The sequence below is a fragment of the Flagellimonas ulvae genome, from assembly GCF_049333175.1.
Lineage (GTDB): Bacteria > Bacteroidota > Bacteroidia > Flavobacteriales > Flavobacteriaceae > Flagellimonas.
Genome location: NZ_CP186325.1, coordinates 1771539 through 1790498, shown reverse-complemented (window position 1 = coordinate 1790498; position 18960 = coordinate 1771539). Strand labels below are relative to the sequence as shown.

At 39.6% G+C, this 18960-nt stretch carries 22 protein-coding genes; 12 read left to right on the top strand and 10 right to left on the bottom strand.

Annotated elements, in window-relative coordinates; genetic code table 11:
• Positions 1-10 precede the first annotated feature (10 nt).
• A complete protein-coding gene (locus tag ACOKFD_RS08195) occupies positions 11-898 on the top strand; it encodes a bifunctional 5,10-methylenetetrahydrofolate dehydrogenase/5,10-methenyltetrahydrofolate cyclohydrolase (RefSeq protein WP_422860798.1) in 888 nt (295 codons plus the stop codon).
• On the opposite strand, the gene ACOKFD_RS08190 is transcribed toward ACOKFD_RS08195, so the two are convergent.
• The gene (locus ACOKFD_RS08190; protein WP_422860797.1) at positions 891-1046 is read right to left on the bottom strand and encodes a hypothetical protein; all 156 of its coding nucleotides are present in this window, start codon (positions 1044-1046) and stop codon (positions 891-893) included. The genes ACOKFD_RS08195 and ACOKFD_RS08190 overlap by 8 nt on opposite strands.
• Positions 1047-1201: 155 nt before the next feature.
• On the opposite strand from ACOKFD_RS08190, the gene ACOKFD_RS08185 reads away from it, so the two are divergent.
• Entirely contained in the window at positions 1202-2932 is a 1731-nt protein-coding gene (locus ACOKFD_RS08185; RefSeq protein ID WP_422860796.1) for an alpha/beta hydrolase-fold protein, read from the top strand.
• Complete coding sequence (locus ACOKFD_RS08180) at positions 2932-3552, top strand: DUF2306 domain-containing protein (protein ID WP_422860795.1); 621 nt, start codon at positions 2932-2934, stop codon at positions 3550-3552. Before ACOKFD_RS08185 ends, ACOKFD_RS08180 begins: the two co-directional genes overlap by 1 nt.
• 2 nt (positions 3553-3554) lie before the next feature.
• On the opposite strand, the gene ACOKFD_RS08175 is transcribed toward ACOKFD_RS08180, so the two are convergent.
• Complete coding sequence (locus ACOKFD_RS08175; protein ID WP_422860794.1) at positions 3555-3977, bottom strand: VOC family protein; 423 nt, start codon at positions 3975-3977, stop codon at positions 3555-3557.
• A 34-nt stretch (positions 3978-4011) separates the two neighbouring features.
• A complete protein-coding gene (locus ACOKFD_RS08170) occupies positions 4012-4851 on the bottom strand; it encodes an alpha/beta fold hydrolase (RefSeq protein ID WP_422860793.1) in 840 nt (279 codons plus the stop codon).
• A 96-nt stretch (positions 4852-4947) separates the two neighbouring features.
• Between ACOKFD_RS08170 and ACOKFD_RS08165 the strand changes: the two genes are divergently transcribed.
• On the top strand, positions 4948-5370 hold the full coding sequence (locus ACOKFD_RS08165; RefSeq protein WP_298999972.1) for a winged helix-turn-helix transcriptional regulator: 423 nt from the start codon (positions 4948-4950) through the stop codon (positions 5368-5370).
• A 49-nt stretch (positions 5371-5419) separates the two neighbouring features.
• Here the strand turns inward: ACOKFD_RS08165 and ACOKFD_RS08160 are convergent, their stop codons facing one another.
• Genes ACOKFD_RS08160 through ACOKFD_RS08150 form a run of 3 tightly spaced genes read right to left on the bottom strand, consistent with a single transcriptional unit; the run spans position 5420 to position 7866 of the window.
• Complete coding sequence (locus ACOKFD_RS08160; protein ID WP_422860792.1) at positions 5420-5785, bottom strand: cupin domain-containing protein; 366 nt, start codon at positions 5783-5785, stop codon at positions 5420-5422.
• Positions 5786-5794: 9 nt separating this feature from the next.
• The gene (locus tag ACOKFD_RS08155) at positions 5795-6343 is read right to left on the bottom strand and encodes a hypothetical protein (protein ID WP_298999966.1); all 549 of its coding nucleotides are present in this window, start codon (positions 6341-6343) and stop codon (positions 5795-5797) included.
• An 8-nt stretch (positions 6344-6351) separates the two neighbouring features.
• Positions 6352-7866 (bottom strand): helicase HerA-like domain-containing protein, encoded by a 1515-nt coding sequence (locus ACOKFD_RS08150; RefSeq protein WP_422860791.1) that lies wholly within the window; start codon positions 7864-7866, stop codon positions 6352-6354.
• A 56-nt stretch (positions 7867-7922) separates the two neighbouring features.
• Between ACOKFD_RS08150 and ACOKFD_RS08145 the strand changes: the two genes are divergently transcribed.
• Complete coding sequence (locus ACOKFD_RS08145; RefSeq protein WP_422860790.1) at positions 7923-8378, top strand: RidA family protein; 456 nt, start codon at positions 7923-7925, stop codon at positions 8376-8378.
• 49 nt (positions 8379-8427) lie between these two features.
• On the top strand, positions 8428-9060 hold the full coding sequence (locus ACOKFD_RS08140) for a 7-carboxy-7-deazaguanine synthase QueE (RefSeq protein ID WP_422860789.1): 633 nt from the start codon (positions 8428-8430) through the stop codon (positions 9058-9060).
• A gap of 2 nt (positions 9061-9062) precedes the next feature.
• Here ACOKFD_RS08140 and ACOKFD_RS08135 read toward each other — a convergent pair whose 3' ends face one another.
• Together ACOKFD_RS08135 and ACOKFD_RS08130 are read right to left on the bottom strand one after the other, a co-directional pair.
• Entirely contained in the window at positions 9063-9983 is a 921-nt protein-coding gene (locus tag ACOKFD_RS08135) for a hypothetical protein (protein ID WP_422860788.1), read from the bottom strand.
• A 41-nt stretch (positions 9984-10024) separates the two neighbouring features.
• A complete protein-coding gene (locus tag ACOKFD_RS08130) occupies positions 10025-10753 on the bottom strand; it encodes a class I SAM-dependent methyltransferase (RefSeq protein ID WP_422860787.1) in 729 nt (242 codons plus the stop codon).
• 66 nt (positions 10754-10819) lie between these two features.
• On the opposite strand from ACOKFD_RS08130, the gene ACOKFD_RS08125 reads away from it, so the two are divergent.
• The 3 genes from ACOKFD_RS08125 to ACOKFD_RS08115 are packed head-to-tail and all read left to right on the top strand — an operon-like array spanning position 10820 to position 13051.
• Positions 10820-11314 carry a YkgJ family cysteine cluster protein gene (locus tag ACOKFD_RS08125; protein ID WP_422860786.1) on the top strand — a complete coding sequence of 165 codons (495 nt, stop codon included), beginning with the start codon at positions 10820-10822 and terminating at the stop codon, positions 11312-11314.
• 21 nt (positions 11315-11335) lie between these two features.
• Positions 11336-12178, top strand: a complete 843-nt coding sequence (locus ACOKFD_RS08120; protein ID WP_422860785.1) for a sterol desaturase family protein — start codon at positions 11336-11338, stop codon at positions 12176-12178.
• A 15-nt stretch (positions 12179-12193) separates the two neighbouring features.
• A complete protein-coding gene (locus ACOKFD_RS08115) occupies positions 12194-13051 on the top strand; it encodes an alpha/beta fold hydrolase (RefSeq protein WP_422860784.1) in 858 nt (285 codons plus the stop codon).
• A gap of 5 nt (positions 13052-13056) precedes the next feature.
• On the opposite strand, the gene ACOKFD_RS08110 is transcribed toward ACOKFD_RS08115, so the two are convergent.
• Entirely contained in the window at positions 13057-14283 is a 1227-nt protein-coding gene (locus tag ACOKFD_RS08110) for an exo-beta-N-acetylmuramidase NamZ family protein (RefSeq protein WP_422860783.1), read from the bottom strand.
• Between the two features lie 3 nt (positions 14284-14286).
• Here ACOKFD_RS08110 and ACOKFD_RS08105 point away from each other — a divergent pair, with 3 nt between their 5' ends.
• From ACOKFD_RS08105 to ACOKFD_RS08095, 3 genes are all read left to right on the top strand, one after another.
• A complete protein-coding gene (locus tag ACOKFD_RS08105; RefSeq protein ID WP_422860782.1) occupies positions 14287-15528 on the top strand; it encodes an ABC transporter permease in 1242 nt (413 codons plus the stop codon).
• A gap of 88 nt (positions 15529-15616) precedes the next feature.
• Positions 15617-16597, top strand: coding sequence for a PLP-dependent cysteine synthase family protein (locus tag ACOKFD_RS08100; RefSeq protein WP_422861012.1), 981 nt, complete (start codon positions 15617-15619; stop codon positions 16595-16597).
• A 2-nt stretch (positions 16598-16599) separates the two neighbouring features.
• Positions 16600-17376: an aldose 1-epimerase gene (locus ACOKFD_RS08095; RefSeq protein WP_422860781.1), complete on the top strand. Its 777-nt coding sequence runs from the start codon at positions 16600-16602 to the stop codon at positions 17374-17376.
• Here ACOKFD_RS08095 and ACOKFD_RS08090 read toward each other — a convergent pair.
• The gene (locus ACOKFD_RS08090) at positions 17373-18848 is read right to left on the bottom strand and encodes a helix-turn-helix transcriptional regulator (RefSeq protein WP_298999938.1); all 1476 of its coding nucleotides are present in this window, start codon (positions 18846-18848) and stop codon (positions 17373-17375) included. The two genes, ACOKFD_RS08095 and ACOKFD_RS08090, sit on opposite strands and share 4 nt — an antisense overlap.
• Positions 18849-18960: the final 112 nt, after the last annotated feature.

The following is an 18960-nucleotide window of genomic DNA, read 5'->3' as shown; positions in this document are numbered from 1 at the left end:
AAGAACACAAATGGAAATACTGGACGGGAAAAAGGTATCGAACGACATCAAGGACGAAATAGCCGCAGAGGTCAAAAAAATGAAAGAACGCGGAGAAAAAGTTCCTCATTTGGCCGCGGTAATTGTGGGTAATGATGGAGCAAGTTTAACCTATGTTGGGAGCAAGGTCCGTGCGTGTAAGCGTATTGGTTTTGAATCCACACTTATTCAGTTGCCCAATACCACCAGTGAAATTGAGTTGCTAAAAACCATAAATGAACTCAACACCAATCCAGATATAGACGGTTTTATTGTTCAACTACCATTACCGGACCAAATTGATACCCAAAAGGTTATCATGGCAATAGATCCCGATAAAGATGTAGATGGTTTCCACCCTACAAACTTTGGAAAAATGGCTTTGGATATGAGCACGTTCATTCCGGCAACACCTTTTGGAATTTTGGAATTGTTGGAACGATACAAGATTGAAACCCAAGGTAAACATACCGTTGTTATTGGCCGTAGTCATATTGTTGGCAGACCCATGAGTATATTGATGGGCAGAAAAGGATTTCCAGGAAATTCAACCGTAACGCAAACCCACAGCCGAACCAATAATATTGAAGAAGTTATTGCCGAGGCGGACATCATAATTTCTGCATTGGGAATTCCACATTTTGTAAAAGCAGACATGGTAAAAGAAGGAGCCGTAGTCATTGATGTTGGAATAACCCGTGTTCCAGATGAAACCAAAGAAAAAGGCTATTATATTACAGGTGATGTAGACTTTGAAAATGTAAGCAAAAAAGCCTCGTACATCACACCTGTACCCGGTGGGGTTGGTCCTATGACCATTGCCATGTTGTTAAAAAACACCTTACTTGCAAGAGAAAGGCATAGAACAAAAGCTAGCTAATAACCTTTTCTTCAGATTGTAGTGAAGCACCGGAATCCTCTTCTCCAGGGTTAAGGATTTCAAATTCGGTCTCACCTTCGTCATTGGTGCAACTGCCCACAGCGAAACCAGCAAAAACCAAAGAAACCAATAGTAGTATAGTTTTCATGTAGGTAAAATTTAGGGTTTTGCCTTATTGAACGTTTTTATGAGCTGTATCATATTACAAATCAGTACTTTTCGATGAACGGGTTATTTGGTCCATGATTTGGTTTATGGAAATCTACATTTAAATTATGTATCTTCAAGTCAAACAACCTAATCATGAAATCACAGATAATTCTATTATTTCTTTGTGCCACTATTCTGGTTTCCTGCCAACCTAAAAATGAAGCAGGTCCAATTGTTGAGGTTTCCTTTTCAGATGGCGTAAGTGCAGAAAGTTTGGATGGCCGTTTGTTGCTAATGTTCGCCTCGGACGAAACCAAGGAACCTAGGTTTCAAATCAGCGCAGGATTGAATGCACAACCTATTTTTGGAATGGACGTGGAAGGAATGGAACCCAATCAGAAAAAGGTGTTTGACAGTTCTATCTTTGGTTTTCCTTATAAAAGTTTGAAAGAGTTACCGGATGGAGAATATTATGTGCAAGCCCTCTTGCACGTTTATGAAACGTTTGACTTGTCAACTGGCCATACAGTCAAATTACCTATGGACAATGGAGAAGGACAACAATGGAACCGATCTCCAGGAAACCTATACAGCAAACCGGTTAAGGTTGAAATCAAGGATGGTGAGGTCCCACAAATGGATTTGGTTATGGAAGAGATAATTCCTCCTATAGAGGAACCCGAGGACACGGAATGGATTAAACACATCAAAGTAAAATCTGAAAAGTTATCAGAGTTCTGGGGTCGTGATATGTATTTAGGGGCACATGTTCTTCTTCCAAAAGGGTTTGATGAACATCCTGAGGCCAAATACCCCCTTATGATTTTCCACGGTCATTTTCCTTCTGATTTTGGAGGTTTTAGGACCACTCCTCCTGACCCGGATTTAAAACCGGATTATTCGGCAAGATTCGATGTGCAGGGTTACAACATTATACAACAGCAGGAAACCTATGATTTCTATACACGTTGGAACGAACCCGACTTTCCTAGATTTTTAATAATCAAAATCCAACATCCAACTCCATATTATGATGACTCTTATGCCGTAAACTCAGCTAGCCAAGGACCGTATGGAGATGCCATTACCCATGAACTTATCCCATATATTGAAAAAGAGTTTAGGGGAATGGGAGAAGGCTGGTCACGCTTTTTGTATGGCGGGTCTACAGGAGGATGGGAAGCTTTGGCCGTTCAAGTTAAGTATCCAGATGAGTATAATGGCTGTTTTGCCGCTTGTCCTGACCCTATAGATTTTAGAGCGTATTGTTTGACGGATATCTATGAAGATTCCAATGCTTATTATTATCCGGCAGAACATAAGCAAACAGAAGTTCCTGGCCATCGTGATTATCTTGGAAATGTTCAAAATAGTACAAGGGAATACAATCATTTGGAGTTTGTGTTGGGAACAAAATCCCGTTCGGGTCAACAATGGGATATTTGGGAAGCGACTTACTCTCCTCAGGGAGAAGATGGATATCCCGAAAGGTTATGGGATAAAATGACGGGAGAAATCAATCATGAAGTTGCCGAATACTGGAAAGAAAACTACGATTTACGATATATCCTGGAGCGGGATTGGGATAAGTTGGGAGATAAGCTCAAGGGAAAGATAAACATCTATTGTGGCGATATGGATAACTATTATCTAAATAATGCCGTGTATTTGATGGAGGATTTTTTAGAGAGTACTACGGACCCTTATTATGCGGGTGAAGTTGATTATGGAGACAGAGCGGAACACTGTTGGAATGGAGATCATGAAAACCCTAATCACATCAGTAGATTGCGATATAATTCCATGTACGTGCCAAAAATTATGAAACGGATTATGGAGTCTGCCCCCCAAGGTGCAGATTTAAGCAGTTGGAGGTATCAATAATGAACACGTCAAATAAAGTTGCTTGGTTTGTATTTGCTTTTTTGGCCATAGGTGTAGGACTATACCCATTGCTGTATATAGTAGCCGATAGCAAGATAGGACTGTTGCAAAGCAAAGGTGACGAACTTTTGGCGAATGACCTTTGGAATATTGGTTTCTATGGTCACATCATTTTTGGAGGAGTCGCATTGATTACCGGTTGGTCACAATTCAGTCAAAAACTAAGGAGAAAGAGGCTTCAGCTGCATAGAAGCCTTGGAAAGGTATACGTAACTGCAGCCTTGGTAAGCGGCATTTGCGGTATATATATTGGGTTTTACGCCACAGGAGGTCCTATTGCTTCTATGGGATTTGTGATTTTGGGTGTGATTTGGTTGTTTACCACGATCAAAGCCTACATTGCGATCAAGAAGAAAGACTTGTCTTTGCACCAGGGTATGATGATTTATAGTTATGCCGCCTGCTTTGCCGCTGTCACATTACGAATATGGCTACCTGTTTTAACCGCAACGATTGGAAACTTTATTATTGCATATAGGATTGTGGCTTGGCTTTGTTGGGTGCCCAATATTGTTTTTGCCTACTTCTGGGTACGTAAAAAAGGATTGCAGATAGGATAAGCTTATTGAGCAAATAATTGTCCCATATCTTTAAAAGCTTTAAACTCCAATGCGTTTCCCGCCGGGTCAAGGAAAAACATGGTAGCTTGTTCACCTACCTCACCTTTAAAACGAATGTAGGGTTCAATGATAAACTGTACTCCTTTTTCTTTCAAATGGGAGGAAAAAGTTTGAAAAGTGTCCCATGGGAGAACAACACCATAATGTGGGACAGGTACATGTTTGCCATCTACTGGATTTGTATGTAGCTCTTCCCCAGATTTTGGTTTATAATGGATGACCAACTGGTGACCAAACAAGTTAAAATCTACCCAATGGTCGCTGCTGCGACCTTCTTCGCAACCTAAAATCTCACGATAAAATGTTCTGCAATCATCTAGATTATGCACGGGAATGGCAACGTGGAAAGGCGTAATACTGGACATGACAAACTCTTTTGGGGAAATTACCCTTTCTTTTTCAAGCTTGCAAAAAATCTATAATCTGATTGTTCACATCTTCTTGATGCATGGAATGCCCCAATCCCTCGGTACTTACCAGTTGGCTATTCTTCCAATTCCCATGCACCTTCTCAGAGGCAATATAAGGAGCTATGGCATCCAAGCGATCATGAAACAAAAGGCCTTTTTTAGTGTTGGTTTTGGCGAATTGCGAGGTGGAAAAATCCCGGATATGAAAACCAAACCTATTGAAGATATAACTGTCCAAATGGCCCATAAATCTATCGCTGAATTTTAAAACATCCTGAAATTGGTCCATAATTCTATGGAATTCAGATGGGGACCCAATGGTAACGATTTTTTCTACTTCTGGGTTCGGATTTTTATACTCGTTGTACATTAGAGTCATACCGCCAACAGAATGGCCTATTACATATTTTGGGTTGTATTTTCTTATGATATGATGAACTGCTTCTTCGTATAAGGGAACATAGAGCAGCTTGCCCGAAGAATGTCCATGTGAGGGCGCATCAAAAGCGATAATATTATAATTGGCCTCTTGGAGTTTTTTAATGAGGTTTCGCCAACGAAATGTGTTGCTTTCCCAACCATGCACCAATAATACTGTCTCTTTGGTTCCTGGCCATGAATATGTTTGTATGCGGTGTCCTGAAACTTCTTCTATTCCATTCTTGGCACTTTTTAGATATTCAGATTGTTGGGGTAAAACTCTCCCTTTTCTAACCGTACAAAACAAAACAAATGCCTTATGCGCTGTTTCTTGCGCTGCAAAAAAGGACAAAAAGTTAAAATACTGACCATAGAGCGGAGGCAGAATTTTCGCGATGATTTTTTTCATATGGTTACTTTTTGTAACTTACTCTTTATTGGAGAGTAAAAATAAGAGTATTTTTTGAGAATTTTTAAGGTAACTCACATCTAATCAAGTGATAAAATGGAAACTACAACTGATAATCAGAAGGTTAGAATCACAAAAAAGTTAGAAAAAATGTTTGGGCACATTGATTATAAGAACCCTCCGGAACTTTGTCCGGTAAGGGATGTAATGTCTGTTGCTTCAGACCAGTGGAGTGTGCTGATTATTTTGTGGTTAGGTTATTTTGAAACCCTTCGGTTTAATAAACTTAAGAAATTTGTCTATGGTATTTCAAATAAGGTACTGAGCCAACGCCTAAAGGTATTGGAAGCTGATGGTTATCTTTCACGTAAGGCCTATGCGGAGGTTCCAATTCGTGTGGAGTACAGTTTAACTGAATTTGGACACTCTTATGTGGAAAAATTGCTCGAATTGACCGAATGGATGCAGATGAACAGCCCAAAAGTAATGGAGAACCGAGAAAAATACGGACTTATCTAGGGATGACTACCCTTTGAATGTCGAATTACTAGGTTGCTAACGTATTCTTCTAAGGTTCGCGATTCACACTTTCCATACTAAAAGCCGGTAGACAAATAGAAACATACTCACATTCTTCATTAAAAGGATTGGAATACTGAACACGGGTGTGTTTGTGCACCTTAATGGACTCCCCTGCTTGAAGAATAATTTTTTCATCATCAATAATAAATTGTTTTCTCCCGCGTACTACCAGAGTATACTCATCAAAATCTGGAGTTTGAAAAGGCTCACTCCAGCCTGGCGGTGCAACCATATGAGCAATACTTAAGTCGTTATTTCCATCAGTTGCAAGCCCAAAATGTTCTGCAATATGTTTTCCATCATCCGTGGGGACTATAAAAGGGGATTTTTGGAGAATGTACTTTTTACTCATACCGTTAGTTTAATCCCACCCCAGCATTAGGTATTTTATCTTAGCATCTTCAGGAATCTGAACCGCCTCAATGTTTGAAGTGGTGTATCTTAGATTGGCAGGAAGTTCTTCTTTGTCCAATGTGAAGTATAGATTACTCCCCTTGGGAAATATAACAACACTGTTCAGAGTGGTCACAATTTTCTTTATTGAATGATTGGTTTTGATATCCTTGAAAGTACTTTGAAGCCCAATCCCTTTTTCAGAAAGGTATCGAGAATCAAAAATCCGCACATTTTCAACTGTAGGAACACTGTCTTGATTGGGAGTAAGGGTCAAAAGATGTTTTCCCCCTTTTTCAAAAATTTGAATCTTACTCAAAGCATTACCTATTCGGGTATTCAAGCTATCCCTTACTACAGAATCTGAAGCAAAAATGGACTCAATATCGGCAATGGGAGTTTCTTTCGCCAAGGGTCCAATTTTCTCCTCACTTATTAGGAAAGTTTTATCTTTTTCAGCACAAGAGGAAATCAGTATTGCCAATAAAATGGCAAATACACTAGATGTTTTTTTCATACTAAATTTTAACGGATAACTTTTTTTAAAACGCCAAGAACCCCACGAATAAAAGTTGCGCTGGTCAATACCTTAACTACTGGATTCATTCGTGTACTTCGGCTTCGGGAAGAACTTCTCCGACTTGAGGTGGATTTTTTTTCTTTTTCCTTTTCAGCTTCTTTTTCAGCTTTTTCAATTTTTTCATTTAATATTTCATAAGCACTTTCCCTATCAATATCCTCATTGTATTTTTTGACCAATTTTGATTTTCCAATGGCTTCATCCAATTCAGTAGGAGTTAGTACATCCATTCTGCTCATGGGTGCCCTGAGCATGGTAGCTGCCAATGGAGTAGGCCTTCCTTTCTCATCCAAGGCAGAAATAAGCGCCTCTCCAATTCCTAGGGAGGTCAATACTTCTTTGGTGTCATAAAACTCAGAATCTGGATAGTTTTCTGCGGTCAACTTGATGGCTTTTCGGTCTTTGGCAGTAAATGCGCGAAGAGCATGTTGCACCTTCAACCCAAGCTGAGCCAGTACGTCATCAGGCACATCTGTAGGGTTTTGAGTAACAAAATAGAGTCCTATTCCTTTGGAACGAATCAGTTTTACAATGCTTTCAATCTGGTCCAGCAAAGCCTTTGACGCTTCTTTGAAAATCAGGTGTGCCTCATCAATGAACAAAATCAGTTCGGGTCTGTCACTATCCCCTTGTTCTGGGAATGTCCCATAAATTTCCGCCAATAAACTCAACATAAATGTTGAGAATAACTTGGGTCTATCTTGAATATCGGTCAATCGGATGATGTTGATATACCCTCTCCCATTTTCATCTATTCGGACCAAATCGTCCACCTCAAAGGATTTTTCTCCAAAGAAAAGCTCTGCCCCTTGTTGTTCCAGCTCAATTATTTTTCTGAGTATGGTTCCTGTGGAGCTTGTTGAAATTCTTCCATATTCGGATTGAAATTCCTTCTTTCCCTCGCCTGTGGCATATTGCAATACCTTCTTGAAATCCTTTAGGTCCAATAATGGCAACTTGTTATCATCACAATATTTGAAAACCACGGCCACTATGCCTTCTTGGGTGACGGTCAAATCCAAAATTCGCGAAAGAAGCACTGGGCCAAATTCAGAAACCGTTGCTCTCAATCGAACCCCCTCTTGTTCGGAAAGCGTAAGAATTTCAACCGGAAATCCTTTGGGTTCAAAGGGCAATCCAATTTTTTCATGGCGCTCATCAATTTTGGGGTGGCCCGGACTTGATTGGGCAATACCACTTAAGTCACCTTTAAGGTCCATAAGCAGCACAGGGATGCCTTTGTCAGAAAGATTTTCGGCAATAACCTGAAGGGTTTTGGTTTTTCCCGTTCCCGTTGCACCGGCAATTAATCCATGTCTGTTCAGGGTTTTTAAGGGTACCTTGACAAAGGCATTTTTTATAGTTTCCCCGTCAACCATACCTGCGCCCATGGTTATATAATCACCTTTGGTGGTATACCCTTTTTCTATATGCGCTAAGAAATCTTCTTTCCGACTCATCGAGTTCATTTTCCGATAAAAATAGGGTAATTTTAAACAATTCTAAAAATGCCAAAATGAAACAAAAACTATCTCTTTTTCTGCTTTTAACCTTATTTGGTTTCATATTTTCCTCGTACGCACAAGAGAGCAACGATATTATTTTTCATAAATCTCCTGACCCTAAGAGACAAAAGGCACCATTTAGTGAAACCGTACAGGCAGGAAATCTTTTCTTTTTGGCCGGACAGATAGGAATGGACCGAAGTGTGGGTAAATTGGCAGAAGGAGGTATACAAGGAGAAACTGAGCAGGCCATTAAAAACATTGAAGGTGTTTTAAAACGACATGGTTTGACTTTGGACAACGTGGTAAAATGTACGGTGATTTTAAGTGATATAGATGACTTTAGGGCTTTTAACGAGGTGTATGTGAAACATTTTACAAGGAAACCGGCGCGAACTACCTATGCAGCAGCTGGTCTGGCGGCTAATGCCAAAATTGAAATTGATGTAATCGCTGTTAAAGAATAGTCCACACCAAAGCGTGGCCTAACAATCCTTTAAGTCCTATCTTTGTTCCATGGTTTCTGAAGAGATTATGGATTTGGTGAATCAAGGTACAATGCTTCCTTTGATGGAGGAGTTTTATACCATTCAAGGTGAGGGGTACCATAAAGGTACAGCGGCCTATTTTATACGAGTCGGTGGTTGTGACGTGGGTTGCCATTGGTGCGATGTAAAGGAAAGTTGGAATGCCGAAACGCATCCTCCTACTTCAGTGGACACTATTGTAGAAAACGCAGCTAAATATTCAGACACTATTGTGGTAACGGGTGGTGAACCCTTGACTTGGGATATGAATCCCTTGACCCAAGGACTGAAAGCCCAGAGTTTACAAACCCATATTGAAACTTCAGGAGCCTATCCACTAACAGGTACTTGGGACTGGATTTGTCTATCTCCCAAAAAGAACAAATTGCCGGTGGGTGAAATCTATGATAAGGCCCATGAGCTTAAAGTAATAGTCTACAACAAGCACGATTTTATCTTTGCAGAAGAGCAAGCAGCCAAGGTTTCCCAAGATTGCATACTCTATCTTCAACCTGAATGGAGTGTTAGAGAAAAAATGATTCCTCAAATAGTAGAGTATGTTATGAAAAATCCCAAATGGAAGGTATCTCTACAAACGCATAAATATTTGAATATTCCTTAGGGTCAACGACCACCGTTACCTTGCAGGTCCAAAATACATTCACCATCCAATATCGGTACTACTGCTAGACTTCGGGCAGCTCTTGATTCCAAAAGCTTTAGCATGGAGTTTCCGTTCAAAGTACATGGGGAGGTAAGAATTTCTCCTCTGGAGGTCAAACTTCGGGCGGCGGGACTCCCAAATTGCAGCTGGGCTTGCATTAAACAGCCTTCAACATTGCAATGATTTGGAGCTTCGGTATCCTCATGGTCGTTAACAGGTTCTGTGCCCAGATTTACAAGGCCAAAAAGATGTCCAAATTCGTGATTTAAGGTAGCTGTTTCAACATCGGTTAGAGTAACAGGGGCACCACTATTATCTGGTGGAGCTAATCTTCGGATAGTGGATTCAAAAATGACCATAGATGTATTCCTAAAAACGGCTCCCAAGGTTACCAAATCTTCTTCTTCGTCATCACCATCTGAAGGAGCATCTGCGAAATAAATGTATACAGCTAAAGTGCTTCCGTCATTAAAAGCAGTTCTGTTGTCTTGTTCCAAATCGTCAATTTCCTCTAAAGTGAGGGTTTCTTCATTAGGTGAAGGAAGTTCGTTGAAAATGATATCTATATTTTCCTTAAAGGTTTTTTGCTGAATGAATTCTTGAAAACTTGCCAAGGTTTCTGCTGTTGGACGAAAACCCGCCACGTGGGCAACCTCAATCAAAATTCTATCAAAATTTGTATTGGCCAACAGGTCATTTGCGGAAGCGCCCGTAGCCAAAAGGTTACCTGACCTATCTACATTAGGATTAGGTGGAGTAGGAGGTGAAGGTGTTTCTCCTTGAGGATTTTCTGGTGGGGTTTCAGCAGTATCGCCATCGGAGGAACATCCAATAAACAAAGCCATAAGAGCCAAAAGGAAGAATATTTTTTTCTTTTTCATGTATGAGATTATTTCAATTGTAAACGCAATTTTTAAACGGTTTATTCTGTTTTTACAGAAAGTTTAGCTAAATAGTCGTAATGTTCTCCAGATATTACAAGTTCACAGTTCAGGTTCAGCGAATTACAACATTCCTTTAACGTGTTGAAATCCAAATACAACCAGTCAAAAACTTCTCCTCGCTGACCTTTATATTCCATTGAAAAAGTGACTTCACCATAGTATTTTTTATCACCTGGAACCCAAACACCACCATCTTCATCCTGATCAAACATGTATATGATATCACTTGAGTCCAACAAGATTTGACCATTGGGTTTAAGCAATTCCATCAAATGAATCAAAAACCCTTCCAAACTAGATAGTCTTCCGGCCAAACCTATTCCATTCATCAAGAGAAGCAAGGTATCAAATTGCTCTTCTTTATAGTATTCAATTTTAGAGTGAACCGTTGATTTAAGACCTCGAAGTTTGCATACTTCGATAGCTCCGGGAGAGGAGTCGAGTCCAATAACGATATGGCCTTTTTCCTGTAAAAAAATACTATGTGAGCCCGCTCCACAGCCAATGTCCAGCACTTTTCCAAAAGAAAGCTCCAAGGCACTTTGTTCTATCTTGGGCATTTCCTTATAACTTCTAAACAGATAGGGAAGGGGAATAGTATCTTGTTCATCCAATGAGGAAAAAGTTATAATGTCTTCAGAATACCTGTCGTTATGATAATCTAATAGGGCATTCCCCAAAATATCTTTATTGAAAATCACTTCCATATGATGAAATATGACGGTATTAGTTGCTTAAGGTTTAAATGAAATCTGTTTTTTAAGTTTGCTCATATGAAAGAAGAATTGGAACAATTGGGCCGGAAAGCTAGTGAAAAGCACTTGGAAAACAAGAAGTTCTTCGCAAAACTCAAAAAGAAACCCCCTAAGCAAATGGATTATCTTATGCAGGAGCTTCATGAAGAGGAGTTTCGGCGAACCGATTGCCTAGATTGTGGAAATTGCTGCAAAACCACAGGACCTCTTTTTACCCAAGCGGATATTGAGCGTATTGCCAAACATTTAAAAATGCGTCCTTCAAAATTCATAGATGAATATCTTCGAGTGGATGAAGAGAACGACTATGTGTTGCAGCAAGTACCCTGCGCTTTTTTGGGCTCAGATAATTATTGTTCCATCTACAAAGTGCGACCTAAAGCTTGTCGGGAGTTTCCGCATACGGACAGAAAAAAGTTTCACCAAATTTCTAATCTTACCTTAAAAAATGTCGCCATTTGTCCAGCGGCGTATAATATTGTAGAGGAAATGAAGAAAAGAATCAAGATTTAGCGATTTCTTATCTTTGAGAATATGGAACAAATTATTACCTACTTTGAAACGATTCCTCCTTTGCACAGAAGTTTAATTTTGGTTGGAGGAATTACTTTTTTTTGGATTCTGGAGGGTATTGTGCCCCTTTTTAACGCCCCTTATAAAAAATGGAGGCATTCCGTGCCGAATTTCTTCTTTACGCTCACCACTATTATTGTTAATTTTCCTTTGGCCTTTTTATTGCTGAAAACATCGGATTGGGCAGTGGCCGACAGGTTTGGAATTATTAATTGGTTGCCAGAAATGCCTTTATGGCTTTATGTTTTATTGGGTGTTTTGCTTTTAGATTTAATAGGAGCCTACACAGCTCACTTAGTGGAACACAAGGTTAAGCCTCTATGGATGGTCCATTTGGTTCATCACTCTGATCATAATGTGGATACTACTACCGCCAACAGACACCACCCTTTGGAAAGCTTTATCCGCTACACCTTTACATTGATTGGTGTTTTTGTGGTGGGGGCTCCCATTGGAATCATTATGTTGTACCAAAGCTTATCGGTGGTATTGTCTCAGTTCAACCATGCCAATATCAAATTGCCCAAAAAGGTGGATAATGCCATCAGTTGGCTTATAGTAAGTCCAGATATGCACAAAGTGCATCATCACTACCAATTGCCTTACACGGATTCCAATTACGGGAACATCTTTTCTATTTGGGACAGACTTTTTGGTACCTATATGACCTTGGATGCCGATAAAATTGTTTATGGTGTTGATACTTTTCCAGATGAAAAGGAAAATGCCAGTGTCGTTGGTTTGTTGAAACAACCGTTTCATAAATATCGTAGACCTACTACTGAAAAGGCAGAGACTTTTTAATCTTCATTTTTTCTTTTGGTACAATTTCAGGAAAAGGAAATCCAATGTGAAGACGGTTTCGTGCTAAAAGCACGTCTTTTTTCTCCGGAAAAAGATAAAAAGGACACTTTTTTAATAATCAACTCTGCTACGGCAGTAGGTCAAGGTTTATATGCCAACTACGCCACCTTTATGGCAGAAAATGGATTTCATGTGCTTACCTATGATTATCGTGGTATAGCCGAGTCAAGGCCAAAAAAGCTTAGAGGCTTTTATACTTCTTTTACGGATTGGGGCGAAAAGGACGTAGGTTCGGTCTTGACTTATGCTAAAGAAACCTATCCAGAGTTTCCAATTTATGTGCTGGGACATAGTATTGGAGGTACGTTGATAGGGATGACCTCAAAGTCAAATTTGATTAATAAAGCATTGACCATAGGCGCCCAGACAGCATTTTATAAAGACTGGGGTAAAGGACGGTTAAAGTTATACGTTCTGTGGCACTTGTTTTTTCCTGCGGTGACCAACTTGGTGGGTTATTTTCCAGGAAAAAAACTAGGTTTACTTGAAGACGTTCCGAAAGGAGTGGTGCAACAATGGCATGCAAGACGTAAAAATCCTAGTATGGTAAAACAACTTGAATCCAAAGGGATAAACACCTATTTCGCAAGATATACAGGAGACCTTTTTACCCTTGCAATTTCAGATGATACCATTGGAACCGAACCTGGTTTAAAAAGAATCCATGATTTGTTTGAAAACGCAGATAAAACTTGGGAAACGGTGAGGCCGATGGGTATTAATGAAAAAGAAATAGGACATTTTGGTTTCTTCCGAAGAAGATTCAAGGAAACTTTGTGGATGAAAACCTTGAAATGGTTTGAGACCTCTTGAAAAAATTATTTGTAGAGTAAATACCTCTTCCGTATTTGCTTAAAAGCCTCCAGCTCTTCTTGCCATGACATTTTAATTTCTTCTTCGGTCAGTCCGGATTCAATTTGCTTTTGAAGCTTGGTTGTACCCGAATGTTTGGTAAAAGAATCCGTTTTGAAGAATTTTGACTTGTCTACAGCATTTGAATACGCGTCAAAGAGCCACTTTAAAGAAATAGAATCCATTCTCCTTTGCGAAGACAGGTCTTTCCCAAAGCATGTTTTCCCCTCCTCCTTAGGATATTTTGCACCAAAATTAGGTTTTGGAGTATAGCTAAAATCGTAAGCTACGCTATCCAAAAATGAAGCACCATACCTTTGAAACTGAAATTCGGTTCCTCGTCCAGCATTGATGTGGGTTCCTTCAAAAAGACCCAAACTTGGATATAGATTGATGGAAACATCATTGGGCAAGTTAGGCGAAGGCCGTATGGGTAAAGAATACGCAGTTTGGTGCGTATAGTTTTCTAAAGAGATAACGGTTAGGTCAGCTTTTAATCCGCCAGATAACCATTGCTCTCCATTTAGCATTTGTGCATATTCACCAATAGTCATTCCGTATACCAAAGGTATCGTCGTCATTCCCAAAAAACTAGTATGCTTTTTTTGCATGGTGGGTCCATCTACATAATGTCCGTTTGGGTTGGGTCTATCCAAAACAATAATAGGTATGTTGTTTTCTGCACAAGCTTCCATGACCAATTGCAAGGTTGCGATATAAGTGTAAAACCGTACTCCCACATCTTGAATATCGAAAACTAACAACTCCAAATCTTCAAGAAGTTCCTTCGAAGGTTTTTTATTTTTGCCATGTAAGGAAAAAATGGGAAGTCCTGTTTTTTTGTCCAATTCATCGTTGACCAACTCCCCGGCATCGGCTTTGCCTCTAGATCCATGCTCGGGCGCAAATACTTTCTTGATTTCGATTTGATGGGATAGTAAGGAATCCACTAAATGGATGTATCCTTCATCTTTAAAAATCACACTTGTGGGATTAGCCACAACTCCGACGCTCTTATTTTCTAACAAAGGAAGATATTCGTGGGTTCTATTGGCGGCAACAATAATTTTCTTATCCGTTTCCTTTTCGGAAACTACGGTGATGGTGTCATGGGTTTGAGTTCTTCCTTTGCACGAAGAAAGGAGTAAAAACAAACAGAAAAATGTACTTTTGAGAACCGATAAATTGGGCATCCGTTGAATTTAGAACTATTTATTGCCAAGCGCCTGATTACAGGAAAGGAACATAAAATTAGTATTTCCGCTCCTATAATAAAAATTGCCATTGCAGCTATTGCCATTGGTATTGTTATGATGCTTATTGCCATTGCTACTGGCGTGGGGCTTAAACATAAGATTCGGGAAAAAGTAGCGGCGTTCAATGGCCATATTCAAATTTCCAACTACGATAATAATACCTCTGAAGTTTCCTTGGTACCTGTTTCGTTGGAACAAGAATTTTATCCTGAGTTCAATATTGTGGACGGCATAGACCATGTGCAGGCAGTGGCAACAAAAGGAGGTATTATCCGTACAGAAGATACTTTTGAAGGGATGCTTGCCAAAGGTGTGGGTAAAGATTATAACTGGACGGTTTTTGAAGAATACTTAATAGATGGTCGATTACCGGATTACACTGGGAAACTGAATGATGAGGTATTGGTATCCCGTTTAATGGCCAATCGTTTACAACTTAAAGTGGGCGATTCTTTTTTCTCTTTTTTTCTAAAGGAAGATGACCCTTCCAAAGTACCCAACAACCGTCGGTTTAAAATTGTTGGCATTTATGATAGTGGTTTTGAAGAATTTGATGCAACCTATGTTTTTGTGGATATCCGACATATTCAGCGTATGAACAAATGGGAAGCCAATCAGATAGGTAATTTCGAAGTTTTTCTTTCCAACTTTGATGAAATGGAAACCAAGACCAACGAGATTTATGGCAAAACCATTTCAAGTCTGGATACGCAAAATATCAAATCCAAATACTTTCGCATTTTTGAATGGATAGGGCTTTTTGACTTCAACATCGCACTTATAATCGGGATAATGGTAATCGTCGGAGGGATCAACATGATTACCGCCCTTTTGGTTCTGATATTGGAACGTACGCAAATGATAGGTGTTCTTAAGGCTCTGGGTTCTGAGAATTGGAGTATTCGAAAAGTGTTTCTCTACAATGCAACTTACTTAATTTCCATTGGACTGTTTTGGGGGAATTTCATTGGGTTGACAGTTCTATATATTCAGCATCGTTATCGTGTTTTTAAATTTCCAAACCCTGAGGAATACTATATTGAATACATACCCGTGTTTATAGATGTGCCTACCGTAGTAATGTTGAATCTTGGAGTTATGCTACTCTGTTTGTTGATGTTGCTTATACCTTCCTATATCATCACAAAAATAAGTCCTGTTAAGGCCATGAAGTTTGAATGATCTTAAACTCAGGTCGTTGGCGTTTTTAGGGATATTTCCTTTTGGATGAATAGGTTCCCTGTATCAAAAAACTATCTTTGTGCCCAATATGGAATATGCAGAAAATATTTTGGAAACCATAGGCAATACGCCCTTGGTAAAACTTAATACACTTACTTCAGAATTACCCTGTTTGGTGCTTGCCAAGTATGAAACTTTTAACCCTGGAAACTCGGTAAAAGACCGTATGGCCTTACAAATGATTGAAGATGCTGAAAAGGCCGGAGTATTAAAACCGGGCGGAACCATAATTGAAGGTACATCTGGTAATACGGGGATGGGCTTAGCGTTGGCTGCAGTGGTGAAGGGATATCGAATGATTTGTGTTATTAGTGACAAGCAATCGAAAGAAAAAATAGACATTTTGAAGGCCGTGGGTAGCGAGGTTCATGTATGTCCAACCGATGTTGCGCCCGAAGACCCACGAAGCTATTATTCCACAGCAAAAAGATTGGCAACAGAGATTCCCAATTCTTGGTACGTAAACCAATATGACAACCCTTCTAACTGTAAAGCACACTTTTTGAGCACAGGGCCTGAAATTTGGAAGCAAACTGATGGTAGGGTTACTCATTTTGTTGTGGGCGTTGGTACAGGGGGTACTATTTCAGGTGTGGGTTCCTACCTAAAAATGAAAAATCCCAACGTAAAGGTTTGGGGGGTGGATACCTACGGCTCGGTATTCAAAAAATACCATGAAACCGGAATTTTTGATCAAAAAGAGATATATCCTTACATCACTGAAGGTATTGGAGAAGACATTCTTCCTAAAAACGTAAGATTCGAAATTATAGATGGTTTTACCAAGGTAACTGACAAGGATGCTGCTGTTTACACCCAGAGATTGGCCAAAGAAGAGGGAATGTTCTTAGGTAATTCGGCAGGAGCTGCCATCAAGGGAGTATTGCAGCTAAAAGAACATTTCAAAAAAGATGATGTTGTGGTCGTTTTATTTCATGATCACGGTAGTAGATATGTGGGCAAGATGTTCAATGATGATTGGATGCGTGAACAAGGTTTTATTGAATAGCTATGGAAGAATTAGTGCTTGACAACCAAATTGTCCGAATTGATACAGGAGAATTGGTAGGTTTTGAGGCTAATGGTCATGAATACATTCACCAAAAAGGAAGTCCTGGGTGGGGCAGTGCCGACACTGAGATGTTTCCAATAATAGGTCCCGTGGCCAATGCTGATTACCTTGTGAAAACTCCAAAGGGCAATGGAGTAATGGACCAACATGGCCATCTGCGGTTAATGGACTACGATTTAGTTTCCATCAGTGATACGCATGCCGTTTTTAAAAAGGTGTATGTGGCAGATACTCCTGTTAAAAACAAAAAGTATCCTGAAAAGTCAGATGTTGAGTATTTGACATGGTCCTATGGTTTCGAGTTCGAAAAGCATTATACACTAACCCCCAAAGGGTTGGAAATTTTGTTTAAAATAACCGGTGATGCGGGAATGCCATTTATGCTTGGATACCATCCTGCATTTAAATTGCATACGGATGCTCCAGTAATCGTTGCGGGTAAAAAACAAATTACCTTGGATGAGGTTTTAGCCGTTGGAAGCAGAGCGCTGCAAGTAACCAACTGTACTTCTATCACACTTCAGGATAAAGGGGAAATTACCATTTCTACCGAAGGTTTTGGTCACTTTATGTGTTGGACTGAGGTAAGGAACATGGTCTGTATAGAGCCAATAAGCTTCTATCCGTATGCCGTTGAAGAGAAAAATCTACATGAAGGGTTTCAACAATTAAAAGACGAGGCCCAGTTTAAGGTGATTTTGTCGGTAAGTACCTAACTAAATTTTTGGTTGAGTTCTTCAACAATAGCATCTATTTTGGCATCCTTTTCCTTTTGGGCCAAGATAGATGGTGGAGCCATACGTTCCTTGCAATCAGAAATAGGACAACGCTCACAAGTAACCCCTACGTTATAAGTAGCAACGGACGAATCATTTAAAAAATTCACCTTTTTTCTAAGCTGATCATTAATAAGTAACCCAATACCAACACTTCGGTAAAGGTCTTTCTTAAAAGGATCTTTAGTAGCCGATGCGAAAATGAGGTACGAAAGCTGGTCATTGGGGTAGTGGGAGATTTGAACCTGAATATGGTGTTCGTTTCCCGTTTTTTCAATTTCCTGCAACACACGAATTGAAGCCCATCTTCTGCAGTACTTTTCGTTGGTTTCGTTACCATGGGGCGAATGTTGATGTGTGAGGTGCAGTTCTTTTGTAATATCGAAACGTTGGGTTCCTTTTTGGTGGGAAAACCTCAGAAAAAAGAGATTTTCCATTTTATAATCCGTTGGCAAGATGTTGGTCAAACGTTGGTATAATGATTCAGGCGATGCATTGAAACGTTTGGTCATTTTTGCTAAAAAAGTCTTGTCGAAATGGGGTTTTTGTAAAAATCGGTCTAGATATTGTCCCAAAAGCTTTCTCGGAATAATCAATGCACCAGCAAAGTAAGAAGCCGCAAGGTTGTTCAGTACGTGATCAAAGCTTTCAAATTTAATCCAGGTAAAGGTGTACAAACGCTCACTAATATTCAGATAGTTATACGCTATTTCTTTCGCATAGATAAAAGTGCGTTGGGCCTCATCTACATGGTCTGCAATAAGGAGTGTTTTGGTTTTTGGAACAAAAATGGAACGAAGATTGTCCAGTTCGCTATGTTTTATTAGGTCTTCGTTATTTATGGTATAGCCATACTCTTCTATCAGTATTTCTTCTAACTCCTTGGAAGAAACCGATTTATCCAGGTTGATTTGATATGCCTCTGCAAACTTCACCACTTCGGCCTCCCATTCAGGAAAAAAGTTTTGGTTGGCTTCCTGGTATGATCGTAAAGCAGCCAAGAAGAAGCTTTCCTTCCCAAAATCGTAGTGTTTTGCAATTTCAATGATTGTACTGATAAAGGCATTCACCTTGGCAGGGGCATTGGCCACAATATCTATCAAGTCACTTTCTTTGATGCCAAAAAGGTCAAGCGGTAGCTCTTTAAGGATTTTGGATTGAAGCAATTCGCCAACAGGTGCAAGGTTTTTGTCCAACTTTAAGGATACCAAATTGTCGTAAGGTATCTCCAATTTCTCGGCTAGTAGGGCAATCTTATCTGTTTTCGGATACTTTTTTCCTTTCTCGATCTCATTTAAATAGGATTTAGAAAGTCCAGTGAGTTTGGAAAGCCCAAACAAGGATAGGTTTTTTCGACCTCTAATTTGCTTGAGCTTTAATCCAAAAATAAGTTTGATATATTCTTCTTCCATTTTTCGCAATCAAATATAGGCTATTTTGCGAATAACATAAAAATAGCGTATTTATTATTTTTAGCGAACGTTCGCTTGTTTTTTTCAAAACTTTGATTTATTCTTGTATGAA